The organism is Nitrosomonas eutropha (assembly GCF_003201195.1).
Classification (GTDB): domain Bacteria; phylum Pseudomonadota; class Gammaproteobacteria; order Burkholderiales; family Nitrosomonadaceae; genus Nitrosomonas; species Nitrosomonas eutropha.
The window spans coordinates 21304-35879 of sequence record NZ_QICQ01000003.1 but is presented as its reverse complement, the minus strand read 5'-3'; the positions used below and the strand labels follow the sequence as shown (position 1 = coordinate 35879).

Genomic DNA, 14576 nt, shown 5'->3' with positions numbered 1-14576 from the left:
AAATGCAATCGCATTGAACAAAAAAATCATTATTACACTCAATACTGCGTGGAATCTGGTGAATTTCCGTGCTGGTCTCATTCGTGCCATGGTTGCTGCGGGGTATGAGGTGGTGGCAGTTGCACCACCGGATAATTATGCACCACGTCTGGCAGAATTGGGTTGTCGTTATGTACCTTTGTCGATGGATAACAAGGGTACGCATCCCGGGCGGGATCTGTTGCTGTTCTGGCGTTTTCTGCGGCTAATGCACAAGGAAAGGCCAGCTGCTTATCTGGGGTATACGGTCAAGCCGAACATTTATGGTTCGCTGGCTGCGCACTTGTTGGCTGTTCCGGTTATCAACAATATCGCCGGTCTGGGGTCGGTATTCATCCGGGAAGGCTGGTTGACCCGACTGGTACGGGGATTATATCGTCTGGCGTTATCGCGTTCGGTAAAGATATTTTTCCAAAACGATGAGGACAGGGCGTTGTTTGTTTCAGGAAAATTGGTATCTGATGCAATTACTGATCGTCTACCAGGTTCTGGGATCGATCTCGACCACTTTGTACCCATATCCTTACCCAATAAAAAAACCTTACGTTTTCTGTTGATTGCGCGCATGCTGTGGGACAAGGGCGTAGGAGAGTTTGTTGAGGCAGCACGCGTATTGAAGGGACAGGGATTGAATGCAGAATTTTGTCTGCTGGGCTTTCTGGATGTACAGAATCCGGCTGCTATTTCCCGTTCGCAGATGGATGAATGGGTGGAGGAGGGTGTCATCCGCTATCTGGGGGCGAGTGATAACGTGGCGGAAGAAATTGCGCTGGCTGATTGTGTTGTCCTGCCCTCCTACCGTGAGGGTGTTCCACGCACCTTGCTGGAAGCGGCTGCAATGGCGCGACCGCTTGTGACAACAGATTCTGTTGGTTGCCGTGATGTCGTGGATGATGGCATCAATGGTTATTTATGCCAGCCGCGAGATGCAGCGGATCTTGCTAATAAAATCTCTAAAATAGTTGCTTTATCTCACGCTGAGCGTACAGCCATGGGGTTGCGGGGCAGAAAAAAAATGGAACAGGAATTTGATGAGCGGATTGTGATTGACAAATATCTGTTAGCGATTAAGAAAGTATTGCGCTAGGGATAGTGTAATCAGAAGATATTTACCCAAAGAGCAATACATCTAATTTGCACAGTTGCGAGAAAAAAAGAAGTATTTTTAGCATATTTTGTGGCAATCCCATGCTACCTTTTGAGATGAAGGAAAGCTTTTTCGACGAGATACCTCAGCTCATACAGCGCTTTATCATAAGAACCCATTCAAAGTCTTTTTAGCAGGATTGCCAGAAATGCCAAGTGAATGAACTGTAAGCTGGTATTGGGTAATTGCTCACAGTTTTTCCACAGCCACACGAAGCTATGTTTCAAAATCTAACGCCTGGGCATAACGTGAAAGTCCCCATCTTTAGATGGGGACTTTCACGTTAAATATATTGATTTATACGTATTTAGCTTGGTGCGGATATAGGCGACTAAAGTCGTCTGCATCCAAGCTGCGCCAACCAGCCTGCTTTGAGCAAGCGGTAGTTTAGTTTCTGTTGTCGGGAAAATGGCAGGAGTAGGTTCCGTCCGCGGAAAGTCTGTCTACTTGATTTCTTCTTCGTCAGGCAGTCTTCTTGCTTCGTCCTCCAGCATAACGGGAATGCCGTCCCGAATGGGGTAAGCTAACCGATCCGCCTTGCAGATTAGCTCCAGTCGGTCTTTTTTGTAGATAAGAGGGCCTTTGCATAGTGGACAAGCTAAAATGTCCAGAAGTTTTGGATCCATGAATTTTTCTCTCAGCTTCTTAAGTATGATTGTGCGTAACCCGAGGTCAACACGATATTCCTGTTGTAAAACCCAGATGCGCTCGTCGTGCAGATTAAAGCATTTTACTGCATCTTCTTCCGGTATCAGAATGATTTCAGCTTCATCAAACGGAAAATCCTCTGCAACAAAATGATGATCTTCAGAAAAGATGTATGGGGTGACCGTCAATCTCAGAAATTTGAGGTTATCCAGAAAATTTTGTATATCCGGATCACAGGTAACCGCATGGATACGTTTGTTTGCAAGCTCTGCTGCACTGGCCGTTAATTCAGGCCGTGACAGGTTGAAAAAATGCTCTTTCAGCGGTGTGATATAAAACGTTCGGATTTCTTCCCCGATATCTGGAATTTGTCTGTGATGGCCTGCCTGCACGACGACATTCGAATGCTTTAAGCGAGCAAAGCTGTCTCGCAGTGGCCCGGCAGGCATGATCAGACCATTCCCGGAATTGATAACACTGGTATCAACAATAACGACCTCAAAGTCACGCTGCAGCCGAAGATCCTGCAGGCCGTCATTACATATCAGTACGTTACATTCCTTATGTGTTTCCAGCAGCGCTTTTGCCACTTCGATCCGATCGTGGCCGATCCATACAGGGCAGGTTTCACGCAAATAATAGGCGAGTAACAGTGATTTCTTACCAGCGAGCTGCAGAGGACTATCAATGGTCACGCTCATTGGCGAGTGATAGTTATCGGTGTAGCCGTGGCCAATGATCCCAGGCCGTAATCCACTTGCTCTCAGCATATTGACTATCTGGATGATGAGTGGTGTTTTAACCGGGCTTGTGGCAGTGATGCTGTCAACAACAATCACCGGCACAGGAAGGTGAACCGAGGTTAATATCGCACGCCGATATAGATGGCGCCGGATAGACTGAAACAGGACAAATAGCAAGCTGACTGGCCATAAAAGGAGATGTAGCGGAGTGATACGTTGCCAATACAGTTCTGACCAGTTCATGATGTGTGGTTGGGATGATTAGGCTTTGAGAATCGTTTGTCGTCAACTGTAACACCATCCGATTCAGAGGCTCAATATTAAATAAATAGTTTTACAGCAGGGCTGTGGGAGCGATCAATCCGGCATATTTTAAGAAACTGTCTTAAAATGCCGCTGATATCGAGTAATTGCCTTTTGTGGAGTAATTATGCAGCATCTTGAAGCAGTCAGAAATATTTTGGGTGATGTATTGAATCTTGGGGAAAGAAAACACGCGCTGACAGCTGATTCTGTGCTGCTCGGTAATATCCCCGAACTGGATTCGATGGCAGTAGTCAACGTGATTACTGCACTGGAAGAGTACTTTGATTTTTCGGTGGATGACGATGAAATCAGTGCGCAGACTTTTGAAACGCTCGGTAGCCTGGCACTTTTTGTTGAGTATAAATTGTCGCACTGAATTTGTATGAATAATCAACCGGCCGAACCTTTCTTTCTGGATGCTTCGCCAGGAAAGCGTTTCTGCCTCTACCATCCGCCCGGTAAGGGGGTGCCATTAAGTCAGGCTTTTATCTATATCCATCCGTTTGCTGAGGAAATGAATAAATCCCGGCGCATGGCTGCTTTACAAGCCAGGGTGTTTGCAGCAATGGGGTTTGGTGTACTGCAGATCGACTTGTATGGCTGTGGGGACAGTGAAGGAGATTTTGGGGATGCAACATGGGAAATCTGGAAGGGTGATATTGCACACGCCAGGCTATGGTTGATACAGCAAGGATTTGCATCGATTCATTTTTGGGGACTGCGGTTGGGAGCTTTGCTAGCATTGGATTATGCAAAAAATGAAGAAGCGGAAGATGACCCAGTGAAATTTGTGCTCTGGCAGCCTGTTGGCAATGGCAAATCATTTCTGACTCAGTTCTTGCGCTTGAAACTGGTGAGTAAACTTATGTCGGATGATACGGATAAGGCTACAAATGTTCAGGATTTTCGTGAAAAACTGGGAGTGGGTGAAGCACTTGAAATAGCGGGCTATACCCTCTCATCTGCTATGGCTGCTGCTATCGATGCATTGAAATTAGGGCAATTGATTGTCAAAAATAGTGAAGTATATTGGTTTGAAATTACGCCTGATACCGGGCGCGGGCTTTCTCCAGCGAGTACTTCGATCGTGGAGACATGGAGTCAGTCCGGTATCTGTCCAAAAGTGCTGCTCATGCCTGGGTTGCCGTTCTGGGCAACCCAGGAAATCAGTGAGTGCCATGAGCTGCTAGCAGCGACTACCAAGGCGGTTGAATCATCTTTCGGAGTCCAGCCATGAGCTTTCAAGAGCGCGCGCTGCGCTTCCGTTGTGAGCATGAATGGCTGTATGGGATTATGAGTGTGCCGCAACAACCGGTGGCGCGTGGTGTGTTAATCGTTGTCGGCGGGCCGCAGTATCGTGTCGGTAGCCATCGACAGTTTGTATTACTTGCGCGCTATTTGGCAAAGCGTGGTATTTCCGTTATGCGATTTGATTGCCGGGGGATGGGTGATAGTGACGGTAATATCAGGACGTTCGAGCATGTTGGCGAGGACTTGCGTAGTGCTACTGATTTTTTCTTCAGCGAGTGCCCTTTTCTGGAGGATGTCGTGATTTGGGGGTTGTGTGACGCAGCCTCGGCTGCTTTGTTCTATGCGTATCAGGATCGGCGAGTGAGCGGATTGGTGCTATTGAATCCATGGGTCAGAACAGAGCAGGGTATCGCCAAGGCGTATCTGAGGCACTATTATCTGCAGCGTCTGTTTGAGCCGGAGTTCTGGAAAAAACTGCTCGGTGGGAAATTCAATCCGCTGGCTTCCATCCAGTCTTTATATGCATTCGGCAGGAATAGTTTGCCAGGTGGTAAAAAATCGGCTGCTTCAGAAGATAGTGCCGGTGCATCATGTGACCTGACAGCCCCTTTGCCGGAGCGTATGCTGGACGGCCTGAAACGTTTCCAAGGAAAAATACTGATTATTACCAGTGGAAATGATCTGACAGCACGTGAATTTCTGGATCTGGCTGATTCGTCGGCGGATTGGCAGGAAGCTATGAAAACAAGGCAAACAGAAGTTTTTCATATAGACAGTGCTAATCATACTTTCTCCACTCGCGAATGGCGTGATCAAGTAGCAGAACAAACCGGAAATCGCGTATTGTCATGGTAAAGCGGGTATTGATGATTGCTTACCACTTTCCACCTTTGCACGGCAGTAGCGGTATGCAGCGCACATTGCGTTTTGCACGATACTTACCGGACCATGGCTGGGAGCCGATTGTTCTGACTCCTTCACCGCGAGCTTACCAGCAAACTGATTCTGGTCAGCTGGCGGATATTCCGCAGGAGGTACGTGTCTATCGCGCCTTTGCGCTGGATACGGCAAGACATTTGACTCTGAAAGGGCGATATCCACGGCTGCTGGCCCTGCCGGATCGCTGGATAAGCTGGTGGCTGGGTGCGGTACCTACAGGGTGGTATCTGATCAAAAAATATAAGCCGGATGTGATCTGGTCAACTTATCCCATTGCAACAGCGCATTTGATAGGATTAACCTTACATCGTTTGACAGGCATCCCCTGGGTGGCTGATTTCAGGGATCCGATGGTACAGCCGGATTATCCACCCGATCCGTTAACCTATCGTGCTTATGAACGGGTGGAAAATAAAACGATCGCGCAGTGCGCCAGTGCGGTTTTTACAACACCTGGTACATTGAGGGATTATCAAACACGGTTTTCGCATGTCCCGGCATCTCGATTTCATTTGATAGAAAACGGGTATGATGAATCCAGTTTTGCTGCTATCACACGTTCTGTGAATCAGATTACCAAAGCTGGCGGGATTACTCTGCTACACAGTGGAGTTATTTATCCATCGGAGCGTGACCCAACTTGTTTATTTGAAGCTTTAGCTACTTTGCTGAAGAAACATGTAATTGGTGCTGAAAGTTTGCACATTATTCTGCGTGCTTCACACCACGAAGCGTATCTGCAATCCCTGATTGATCATTTTGAAATCGGAGCTGTCGTTTCGCTCGCACCTCCCATTTCCTACAATGATGCGCTTGCTGAAATGCTGACGGTTGATGGGCTGCTGATTTTACAAGCAGCGAATTGCAATAATCAAATTCCTGCCAAGCTATACGAATACCTGCGTGCACAACGACCCATTCTGGCATTGACCGATCTGGTGGGCGATACGGCAGAAAAGCTTCGCAGTATGGGGGTCGACACGATTGCACCGCTGGATTCGAAGGAAGCTATTATGACCGGATTGCGGCGATTTCTTGCGTTATTGAGAGAAGATAAGGCACCGATTGCACCAATGGATAAAATATTGTCCAATTCGAGAGAGGCCAGGACTAAAGAGCTGGCCAGACTACTGGGTGCTGCTTGTAAAGGGTGATCATTTAATTTTATGGGAAATCAGGAAGCTATGAAAATTTTGGCAGCTTTTATCGCCATGATGTTTTTTATTGCTTTACCCGTAGCGGTAGTAGCTAAAGGAAAAGTTTACTGTGGCGAATTAGAGATTGCCGGTGGCTATGGTCCGTTTGATTATATGAATCGGTTTCATCTTAAGGAAAAGTTGGATATTGTTGAAGCTTTTCACTTCACTTCTGATATGGAAAACCTAGTTCTTAATGGGAGAGGTATCAGGTGGCTTGGAGGAAGTCTAAATTATACGCTTCGTGCCTGGCCTAATCATCATCGTGCATTGGTGAGCCTAGTTAAACTTTCTATTAGGGAGAAGTCTACTCAAATTCCGGGTTTAACATGGCCGGTTGAGTGTTATTTTGATCGAGCGATTCGTATGAATACGAAGGATGCACAGGTTCGCTCGATTTACAGCGCATTTTTATCCCATCACAACAGAAATAGAGAAGCACTCGAACAGCTACAGGTGGCAGCCAGTCTGGAGCCAAACAATGCCACAATTCTTTATAACCTCGGGCTGATGTATTTTAAGCAAAAGAACTATGAAAAGGCCGGCCATTATGCTGAGCAGGCTTATGCACTTGATTATCCATTGCCGGGCCTTAGAAATAAATTGATTCACGTAGGAAAATGGCGGGGATCGACTGCCAAAGATTCCAGTAAATAATGATTCTGGAAAATTCCTGCCGATTCACCAGATTACCCTTGATAACCGATTGACTGACATTTCTCATGGAAAAAAACGAAAAAATACACGCTGATATGCAGGCTCTCGGGCGTGCGGCGTGTGCGGCAGCGCGGATAGTTGCAAAAGCAGATACCGCTACTAAAAATCATGCACTTGCTATGATGGCTCGTGCTATTCGTCGTGATGAGGCATTATTGCTAGCGGCTAATGCCAAAGATGTAGCGCAGGCCAGAAATAAAGGTTTGGAATCAGCCATGATTGATCGCCTGACATTGACTTCGAGAGGGGTTGTCAGTATGGCCACCGGTCTAGAACAGATTGCCACACTACCTGATCCGATTGGAGCGATGACAGATCTGGATTATCGTCCATCCGGTATTCAGGTAGGTAAAATGCGGGTGCCACTGGGGGTAATCGGTATTATTTATGAGGCACGCCCGAACGTGACGGCGGATGCTGCCGGTCTATGCTTGAAAGCGGGTAATGCAGCAATTTTGCGTGGGGGATCTGAGGCGATACAAAGTAATCAGGCCATTGCCATTTGCGTAAGAGAGGGACTTAGATCGGCGGGCCTGCCTGAACAGACTATGCAGGTGGTGGAGACGACAGATCGTGCGGCGGTGAGCGCGCTGATTACCATGAGTGAATATGTGGATGTGATTGTTCCACGAGGTGGTAAGGGGTTGATCGAACGGATTACTAATGAAGCGCGTGTTCCGGTTATCAAGCATCTGGATGGCGTGTGTCATGTATACGTTGATTTGTCAGCAGATCTGGAAAAAGCGGTGCGTGTTGCAGATAATGCTAAAACTCAGCGTTACGGCACATGCAACACCATGGAGACGTTACTGGTGCATACTGGGATTGCTGAACAATTTTTACCACGCATCTGCCAAATATTTTTGGAAAAAGAGGTGGAATTACGGGGGGATGAGGCAGCATGTGCACTTGTTTCCCGAATGAAACCGGCTGTGGAGGAAGACTGGTATGCTGAATATCTCGCGCCGATTCTGAGTGTTCGTATTGTGGCTGATATTGATGAGGCCATTACGCATATTGCCACCTATGGATCACAACATACCGATACTATCGTGACAGAAAATTATTCGCGTGCGCGACAATTTCTGCGTGAAGTAGATTCCAGTTCGGTCATGGTGAATGCTTCAACCCGTTTTGCTGACGGATTTGAATATGGTCTGGGAGCGGAAATTGGTATTTCTACAGATAAGTTGCACGCACGTGGCCCAGTGGGGCTGGAAGGACTGACCAGCCAGAAGTTTATCGTGCTGGGTGATGGCCATATCAGGGAATAAGAAGATGACACAATTTACAACAATAGTTTTGCCTGATATTGGCGATTTTAAGGATGTTCCAGTCATAGAAACTCTGGTTAAACCGGGGGATCGGGTAGAACAGGAAATGCCGCTGTTGGTACTCGAGACCGATAAAGCTTCGATAGAAGTTCCGGCGCCTCAGTCGGGCATCGTGAAAGAAATGCACGTCAAAGCCGGTGATAAGATTTCACAAGGATCGCTCATTGCCACGCTGGAAGTCAAGGACGCGGAGGCTGTGCCTTCAGCATCATCCTATGATGAGACTAAAGTTACCGATCAACCCGTTGTTGCAGGTGCAGGCAAAGTACCTTCCAGGATAGTGGTGCCGTCACCTGAAACTGCGCGTGGCAAGTTACGTGCTGAAGTGGTTGTGCTGGGTGCCGGTCCGGGAGGGTATACGGCAGCGTTTCGTGCGGCCGATTTGGGTAAACAAGTGGTGTTGATTGAGCGTTATTCCACATTGGGAGGGGTTTGTCTGAATGTGGGTTGCATTCCCTCCAAGGCACTGTTGCATGCTGCAAAAACGCTTACCGAAGCAAAAGAGGCGGATCAGTACGGTATTCATTTCGGAAGGCCGGAAATTGATATTGGCAAACTGTGTTCCTGGAAAGAATCGGTTGTGGGCAAGCTGACCAAGGGATTATCGATGCTGGCTAAGCAACGCAAGGTGACCGTTATTCATGGCGCCGGGAAGTTTGCCAATTCGCATCTAATTGAAGTTGAAACATCGGATGGGATCGAAACAGTTTCATTTGAGCATTGCATTATTGCGGCCGGATCCAGCGCTGCACGCATCCCGATATTACCGGATAACGAATGCATTATTGATTCGACCGGCGCACTGGCATTGACGGAGATCCCGCCGCGCATGCTTATTGTGGGAGGTGGAGTCATCGGGTTGGAGATGGCTACGGTCTATCATGCACTGGGTAGCAAAATCAGTATTGTGGAACAGATGGTGCAGCTTATTCCAGGCGCCGATGCTGATCTGGTTAAACCGCTTCATAAGAGACTGAAAGCTGGATGTGAGGCGATTTACCTCAATACCAGTGTCAGTCGGATTGAAGTGGACGGTAAGGAGGTGCAGGTGTTTTTTGAAGGCGAGCAGGCACCGGAGCCACAACGCTATGATCGAGTGTTGGTTGCGGTTGGGCGTCGACCTAACGGAAAGCTGATCAATGCTGAGGCAGCGGGTGTGAGCGTGGATGAGCACGGTTTCATCACGGTGGATAAGCAGATGCGAACCAATATTGCTCATATTTTTGCAATTGGCGATATTGTTGGAGATCCTATGCTGGCACACAAGGCCTCACATGAAGGCAAAATAGCAGCAGAAGTTATTGCCGGGCACAAGGTGGCATTCGATGCGCGCACCATTCCTTCGGTGGCCTATACCGATCCTGAAGTTGCCTGGATGGGACTGACAGAGACCGAAGCCGAAAAACAGGGTATTGCTTATGAGAAAGCAGTATTTCCCTGGGCAGCTAGTGGTCGTGCCATCACCCTGGCGCGTGATGAAGGCATGACCAAATTACTCTTTGACAAGACTACCCGAAGAATTCTTGGTGCAGGAATTGTGGGTGCTCATGCAGGGGAGTTGATCTCGGAAACAGTGCTGGCGCTGGAAATGGGGGCGGATATGCAGGATATCGGGCTGACTATCCATCCCCATCCCACTTTATCCGAAACCGTCCTTTTTTCCGCAGAACTGGCTGAGGGTACGATCACGGATCTCTACGTGCCGAAGAAGTGAATGTAGAGCAGTAACTGGCTGGCTGTTTTTTCTGTTTGGCCAGCCAGATAGAAAATATCCAGAGAATCAGAAATGCAGGATAGCACTGGCCGAGAGCAGTATCTGGTCGTTGTCTCTGCCATCCCTGAATACATGATGGCGAGTAGCCAAGTCGTAGCGAATTTCCGGGCGCAAAGTGATTCCGGGAACAGGTTTGTAGTTTAATCCTGCTGTAATACCGATGAAATCCTCATTATTGCCATCTCCCATTACGCGCGTTCCATTCTTGTCGTAAAACCATTCCACACGCAATCCTGCGCCGAGTTGCTTTGAAATGTCATACAAAAGATACTGGTTAATACCGTACCATGCAGCAGAGGGAGTTTCAGTCGCCCTGGTCTCGATTGCAAAATCGTGCTGAAATACATAACGCAATTTTTCTAGGAGACGATGTTCCATCACTACACTGTACATGGTGCGATTGTGATTCTCATGCAAGCTACCGGTTCTTGTATCTCCGGTAATCAGTGAAACTGCAAGTGTGGTTCTTCCATCGTCGGTAGCATAATTTAATCCACCCATATAATTGGGGGTGTGTCGAGAAAGACTATCCCAGCCGGTAACGATCCCATTTTTGACGGTAAGATTAGAGTTGACCGGGTAGGAGAACAATATTCCCATGTGCGTAAAAGGTTCGCCATAACGCATGGCGTAGGCATGTGAGAAGAAAAAGTTACTGGATGACATCACGGATTCATAGCCGATAAGTGTATAAAAGTGGCCAATTGACAGCGTGACGCCATTCCCGATCGGAGCGAATAGGTTTGCGTACAACTGGGGAAATACCAATTGATGTTTAGGACTATCTCCAAAAATACTGGTGTCGAAGTTGGTGGTGGCCGAAAACTTTGCATCCGTACCATACAGAAGATCGGCACGCATACCGATATCCCAGGTATTTTTACTGGGATCAACTTCTTTTTCGATATAGGCATACAGCTGATGAAGCTTGAACTGGTTGGCGCCATCATTGAACGACACCGGATAGTTAGATTTATTACGCGGACCACGCGGATTACCACTGAAGCCGGTTTCCACCCATCCGCCAAATTTCAGTTTGATGGATGGAGTCGGTGTGATTTCATTGATGTTGTAACCAGTCAATGTTTTGATCAAACCATCTTCATTTGCATGAGCAAGGGAAATCGAGAGCAGGCTTGATGCGATGAATAATGAAGCGCCAATTCTTTTTAATTGCGATGAGGACATTTGGTTATTTCCGCTTGTTATTTTGCCGGATGTGAAGAGCCACTGTTGCTTATTCGCGTTGTGAATGAAGCTGAAAAATTATAACGCTGCTGTTTGGGGCCAGTGTGGCTATCGCGATCGCGATTCTTTTGTGCCGGTTATTTTGAAACGACAATGTTTACCGCCTCTCACAATACATTCCGTATGCTCGATATCAGCCTTCAATAGATGCTTCAAAAAACTAATATCAAGTTGGCAAAATTCACTGTGCTGCTGAGCGAGTTCCTGGTAAACACAGTTGTTCGCAACGATTTCTGCCTGATTTTCAGATAGCTGATGTAGCTTGGTGTCGTAACCAAGTTCACTCATGATGGTAACGGCTTCCTGCAGTCTGTCATTGTATGAGGAGTATTGCGTGATGCGATGCTCAAGCCCATTTGCCATTTCTTTTCCGAGCTCGGTCAGACACGTATCAAGCTCGCGTTCTCCCATGTTCTTATCTATCCAGGAAAGTAGCAGTTTTGCCAGAAATGAGTACCGTCGCTGGAAAAGTTCCAGGCCATTGGGTGTCAGCGTGTATACCTTGCCGGGTCTGCCGCCGGTACTTTCCTGCAAGGAACTTTGAATGAAACCACTGCCGCTTAGGTGAGTAAGGTGCTGATTGACGGCATTCCGGGAAATGGCCAGCAGACCGGATAATTCCTCTACGGTTAACCCTTTGCGATGATGCAGCAAGGTAGTGAGCAAAGACTGCTGGCGTTCTCCCAGCAACGATAAAGCAGATTTCATGATCAATTAAACATCATTTCAAGTTTTGACATATTTAAATTGCAAAAGTATTCTAGCGTGTAATATAGTAAAAACCCATTATTAAAAAGAGGAGGGAGTAAAGATGTCAATGACTATGATTGCAATTATAATTTTTGCGATTGCTGCTGTCGGAGGTTTGTTTCTGGCTTCAAAAGTGCTTTCCGGGCAGCTTGCGCCGTGGGCTGTTTCAATCGTGCATGCGCTGCTGGGTGCAGCCGGTCTGGTGACGCTGATACTGGTGGTGCTGGAGGGGTCGGGTGATAATCGTCTGACCGCTGCATTAGGTCTGCTGGTTGTGGCAGCATTGGGCGGGTTTTATCTTGCCTCAATTCACATGAAAGGTAATGTGGCATCTAAAAATATTGTTTTTATTCATGCGGGGATAGCCGTAGCAGGCTTTCTCACATTGTTGAGCGTATTGTTTTAACGTAACCCTGAAAAAGGAAACCTTGCTATGAGACACCCCGTTCATCCAATGTTGGTTCATTTTCCGATTGCAACCTGGTTTATATCAACGTTGTGTGATATTGCTAGTTTGTTTACGACAAATGAGCTGGTCAGCCGGATGGCCGGGGTGCTGCTCATTATTGGAACGATTAGTGCATTGTTTGCCATGGTGGCAGGATTGATGGAGCTTGCAAAAATTGATCAGCAAAGCCCTGCCATGAAAATTGCCAATCAGCATATGCTGTTGATGATGGCCAGCTGGTCGTTGTACACAGTTAGCCTGTTTCTGCGGTTGGACGGCACCCGGTTGGGACAACCAGGCCTGGCTGCTGTTGCCTTGTCGGTCTTAGGGTTGATCGTTCTCTGTATTGCTGGTTGGCTGGGAGGCAAGCTTGTTTACGAATACGGGGTAGGTACTCGTTCCAATCCGTCTTGAAGTAAAATTTCTTTGCCAGCAGGTAAGAGAATATTCAGGTAATTGCACTGTCCAGTCCGTTTTCGGCAATCTCTGCTGCGCGTAATAATGCTTTGGCCTTGTTGCATGTTTCAATCCACTCATTCTGCGGAATGGAATCGGCGACAATGCCTGCACCTGCCTGCACATGTAACATACCATCCTTGATGATTCCGGTACGGATAGTGATAGCCAGATCCATATCACCGTTGAATCCGAGATAACCAACTGCACCGGCATAGATTCCACGTTTTGAGATTTCCAGCTCGTCGATGATTTCCATTGCTCTGACCTTAGGTGCCCCACTAACAGTGCCTGCCGGGAAAGTGGCGCGTAATACATCAATGGCGTTCAGATCCGGTTTGAGTTTCCCTTCGACATTGGAAACAATATGCATAACGTGCGAATAATATTCTATTTGCATGTTTTCAGTGACCTTGACACTGCCTGTCCGTGCAACCCGGCCGATATCGTTGCGCCCCAGATCCATCAGCATGATGTGTTCGGCTCGTTCTTTGGGGTCTGCCAGTAAATCTACTGCCAGCGCCTGATCTGCCTGAATATTCAATCCACGTGGCCGAGTGCCGGCAATCGGGCGGACGGTAACCGTATCCTTTTCCAGTCTGACCAGAATTTCTGGTGAGGCCCCCACGACGTGAAAGTCACCTAAATGATAATTGAACATGTAGGGTGATGGATTAAGGCTACGCAAGGCACGATACAATGCGAGTGGTGAAGCGGAATAGGGTTTACTAGTGCGTTGTGAGAGGACAACCTGCATGATGTCGCCTTCGACAATATAGCGTTTAGCCTTTTCCACAACGGCAATAAAGTCAGCTTCGGAAAACTCATTAACAGCTATTCCGGAAGAGGTTGGTTTTTCGACTGGTACTGGCAGAGGCTCCCGCAGTTTATGTAATAATTTCTTGAGATGATCTTTCCCGGTCTGATAAGCATTTTCCAATGTTGGATTGATGTAGATAATCAGATAAAGTTTGCCGGAAAGATTGTCCATAACGATCAGTTCTTCCGAGAGCAGTAGCAAAATATCCGGTGTCTGTAACGTATCTGGACGGGCACGACCAGACAGCCTGGGTTCAATGTAACGAACGGTGTCATAGGAAAAATAGCCAGCCAGACCTCCGCCAAAACGAGGTAACTTGGCGTAAGGAGCAACTTTGAACCGATTTAGGAAAGAGTCAATAAAACCAAGTACATCGGTTGTGTCGATTTTTTCTTCTATAGTATCGTTACTGATTATACGAATATGGTTGGAGCAAGCTTCTAGCCTGGTTGTTGCGGGTAATCCAATAATCGAATAGCGTCCGAACCGTTCTCCTCCCAGTATCGATTCCAGCAGGTAAGAATAGGGCTGATTGGCCAGTTTGAGATAAATGGAAAGGGGAGTGTCGAGATCGGCGAATGTCTCCAGCACCAAAGGTATGCGGTTATACCCTTGTGCTTTCAGATCGTTGAATTCACTTTCAGATATGCAATGATCCATGGAAGGCAGAGTGTTACTAAAATGGTAAAGTGATGGAATGAGGTTATACCGGCTGTTGCATGTTTATCACGGTGACAAGCCGGTATAGCTTTATGTGTTT

General features: G+C 47.3%; 14 protein-coding genes and 3 pseudogenes. 10 read left to right on the top strand and 7 right to left on the bottom strand.

Annotated elements, in window-relative coordinates; genetic code table 11:
- Positions 1-13: 13 nt before the first annotated feature.
- Positions 14-1126 carry a glycosyltransferase family 4 protein gene (locus tag C8R14_RS01870; protein ID WP_041353842.1) on the top strand — a complete coding sequence of 371 codons (1113 nt, stop codon included), beginning with the start codon at positions 14-16 and terminating at the stop codon, positions 1124-1126.
- A gap of 11 nt (positions 1127-1137) precedes the next feature.
- On the opposite strand, the pseudogene C8R14_RS01865 reads toward C8R14_RS01870, so the two are convergent.
- The 4 genes and pseudogenes from C8R14_RS01865 to lpxK form a co-directional block, all read right to left on the bottom strand.
- Positions 1138-1296, bottom strand: a pseudogene (locus tag C8R14_RS01865) (IS5/IS1182 family transposase); the annotation flags it as partial.
- A gap of 9 nt (positions 1297-1305) precedes the next feature.
- Positions 1306-1440 (bottom strand): annotated as a pseudogene (locus tag C8R14_RS01860) (IS5/IS1182 family transposase); the annotation flags it as partial.
- 189 nt (positions 1441-1629) lie between these two features.
- Entirely contained in the window at positions 1630-1812 is a 183-nt protein-coding gene (locus tag C8R14_RS13980) for a Trm112 family protein (protein ID WP_240142258.1), read from the bottom strand.
- A 24-nt stretch (positions 1813-1836) separates the two neighbouring features.
- Positions 1837-2820 (bottom strand): annotated as a pseudogene (lpxK, locus tag C8R14_RS01855) (tetraacyldisaccharide 4'-kinase); the annotation flags it as partial.
- A gap of 187 nt (positions 2821-3007) precedes the next feature.
- Between lpxK and C8R14_RS01850 the strand changes: the two are divergent.
- The 7 genes from C8R14_RS01850 to lpdA all read left to right on the top strand — a co-directional run bounded on the left by C8R14_RS01850 (position 3008) and on the right by lpdA (position 10034).
- Positions 3008-3259: an acyl carrier protein gene (locus tag C8R14_RS01850; RefSeq protein WP_011635128.1), complete on the top strand. Its 252-nt coding sequence runs from the start codon at positions 3008-3010 to the stop codon at positions 3257-3259.
- Positions 3260-3265: 6 nt separating this feature from the next.
- A complete protein-coding gene (locus C8R14_RS01845) occupies positions 3266-4120 on the top strand; it encodes a hydrolase 2, exosortase A system-associated (RefSeq protein ID WP_011635127.1) in 855 nt (284 codons plus the stop codon).
- Positions 4117-4989, top strand: a complete 873-nt coding sequence (locus C8R14_RS01840) for a hydrolase 1, exosortase A system-associated (RefSeq protein WP_011635126.1) — start codon at positions 4117-4119, stop codon at positions 4987-4989. The genes C8R14_RS01845 and C8R14_RS01840 overlap by 4 nt, the downstream gene beginning before the upstream one ends.
- Positions 4983-6227, top strand: coding sequence for a glycosyltransferase (locus C8R14_RS01835; protein WP_041353565.1), 1245 nt, complete (start codon positions 4983-4985; stop codon positions 6225-6227). Before C8R14_RS01840 ends, C8R14_RS01835 begins: the two co-directional genes overlap by 7 nt.
- A gap of 12 nt (positions 6228-6239) precedes the next feature.
- Positions 6240-6926, top strand: a complete 687-nt coding sequence (locus C8R14_RS01830) for a tetratricopeptide repeat protein (protein ID WP_011635124.1) — start codon at positions 6240-6242, stop codon at positions 6924-6926.
- Between the two features lie 65 nt (positions 6927-6991).
- A complete protein-coding gene (locus tag C8R14_RS01825) occupies positions 6992-8260 on the top strand; it encodes a glutamate-5-semialdehyde dehydrogenase (RefSeq protein ID WP_011635123.1) in 1269 nt (422 codons plus the stop codon).
- A gap of 4 nt (positions 8261-8264) precedes the next feature.
- Positions 8265-10034: a dihydrolipoyl dehydrogenase gene (lpdA, locus tag C8R14_RS01820; RefSeq protein ID WP_011635122.1), complete on the top strand. Its 1770-nt coding sequence runs from the start codon at positions 8265-8267 to the stop codon at positions 10032-10034.
- A 66-nt stretch (positions 10035-10100) separates the two neighbouring features.
- Here lpdA and C8R14_RS01815 read toward each other — a convergent pair whose 3' ends face one another.
- Positions 10101-11282: a porin gene (locus C8R14_RS01815; protein WP_011635121.1), complete on the bottom strand. Its 1182-nt coding sequence runs from the start codon at positions 11280-11282 to the stop codon at positions 10101-10103.
- A 108-nt stretch (positions 11283-11390) separates the two neighbouring features.
- Positions 11391-12050 (bottom strand): helix-turn-helix transcriptional regulator, encoded by a 660-nt coding sequence (locus C8R14_RS01810; protein ID WP_011635120.1) that lies wholly within the window; start codon positions 12048-12050, stop codon positions 11391-11393.
- A gap of 115 nt (positions 12051-12165) precedes the next feature.
- Between C8R14_RS01810 and C8R14_RS01805 the strand changes: the two genes are divergently transcribed.
- Entirely contained in the window at positions 12166-12498 is a 333-nt protein-coding gene (locus tag C8R14_RS01805; RefSeq protein ID WP_240142255.1) for a hypothetical protein, read from the top strand.
- Between the two features lie 27 nt (positions 12499-12525).
- The gene (locus C8R14_RS01800) at positions 12526-12954 is read left to right on the top strand and encodes a DUF2231 domain-containing protein (protein ID WP_011635118.1); all 429 of its coding nucleotides are present in this window, start codon (positions 12526-12528) and stop codon (positions 12952-12954) included.
- A gap of 34 nt (positions 12955-12988) precedes the next feature.
- Here the strand turns inward: C8R14_RS01800 and trpE are convergent, their stop codons facing one another.
- Positions 12989-14476, bottom strand: coding sequence for an anthranilate synthase component I (gene trpE / locus C8R14_RS01795; protein ID WP_011635117.1), 1488 nt, complete (start codon positions 14474-14476; stop codon positions 12989-12991).
- Positions 14477-14576: the final 100 nt, after the last annotated feature.

What these genes read in the sequence shown, in the direction of transcription:
- C8R14_RS01800 (WP_011635118.1), top strand. Translation starts at nt 12,526, where the DNA reads ATGAGACACCCCGTTCATCCAATGTTGGTTCATTTTCCGATTGCAACC.
- C8R14_RS01810 (WP_011635120.1), bottom strand. Translation starts at nt 12,050, where the DNA reads ATGAAATCTGCTTTATCGTTGCTGGGAGAACGCCAGCAGTCTTTGCTC.
- C8R14_RS01840 (WP_011635126.1), top strand. Translation starts at nt 4,117, where the DNA reads ATGAGCTTTCAAGAGCGCGCGCTGCGCTTCCGTTGTGAGCATGAATGG.
- trpE (WP_011635117.1), bottom strand. Translation starts at nt 14,476, where the DNA reads ATGGATCATTGCATATCTGAAAGTGAATTCAACGATCTGAAAGCACAA.
- lpdA (WP_011635122.1), top strand. Translation starts at nt 8,265, where the DNA reads ATGACACAATTTACAACAATAGTTTTGCCTGATATTGGCGATTTTAAG.
- C8R14_RS01850 (WP_011635128.1), top strand. Translation starts at nt 3,008, where the DNA reads ATGCAGCATCTTGAAGCAGTCAGAAATATTTTGGGTGATGTATTGAAT.
- C8R14_RS01830 (WP_011635124.1), top strand. Translation starts at nt 6,240, where the DNA reads ATGGGAAATCAGGAAGCTATGAAAATTTTGGCAGCTTTTATCGCCATG.
- C8R14_RS01805 (WP_240142255.1), top strand. Translation starts at nt 12,166, where the DNA reads ATGATTGCAATTATAATTTTTGCGATTGCTGCTGTCGGAGGTTTGTTT.
- C8R14_RS01845 (WP_011635127.1), top strand. Translation starts at nt 3,266, where the DNA reads ATGAATAATCAACCGGCCGAACCTTTCTTTCTGGATGCTTCGCCAGGA.
- C8R14_RS01815 (WP_011635121.1), bottom strand. Translation starts at nt 11,282, where the DNA reads ATGTCCTCATCGCAATTAAAAAGAATTGGCGCTTCATTATTCATCGCA.
- C8R14_RS01835 (WP_041353565.1), top strand. Translation starts at nt 4,983, where the DNA reads ATGGTAAAGCGGGTATTGATGATTGCTTACCACTTTCCACCTTTGCAC.
- C8R14_RS13980 (WP_240142258.1), bottom strand. Translation starts at nt 1,812, where the DNA reads ATGGATCCAAAACTTCTGGACATTTTAGCTTGTCCACTATGCAAAGGC.
- C8R14_RS01825 (WP_011635123.1), top strand. Translation starts at nt 6,992, where the DNA reads ATGGAAAAAAACGAAAAAATACACGCTGATATGCAGGCTCTCGGGCGT.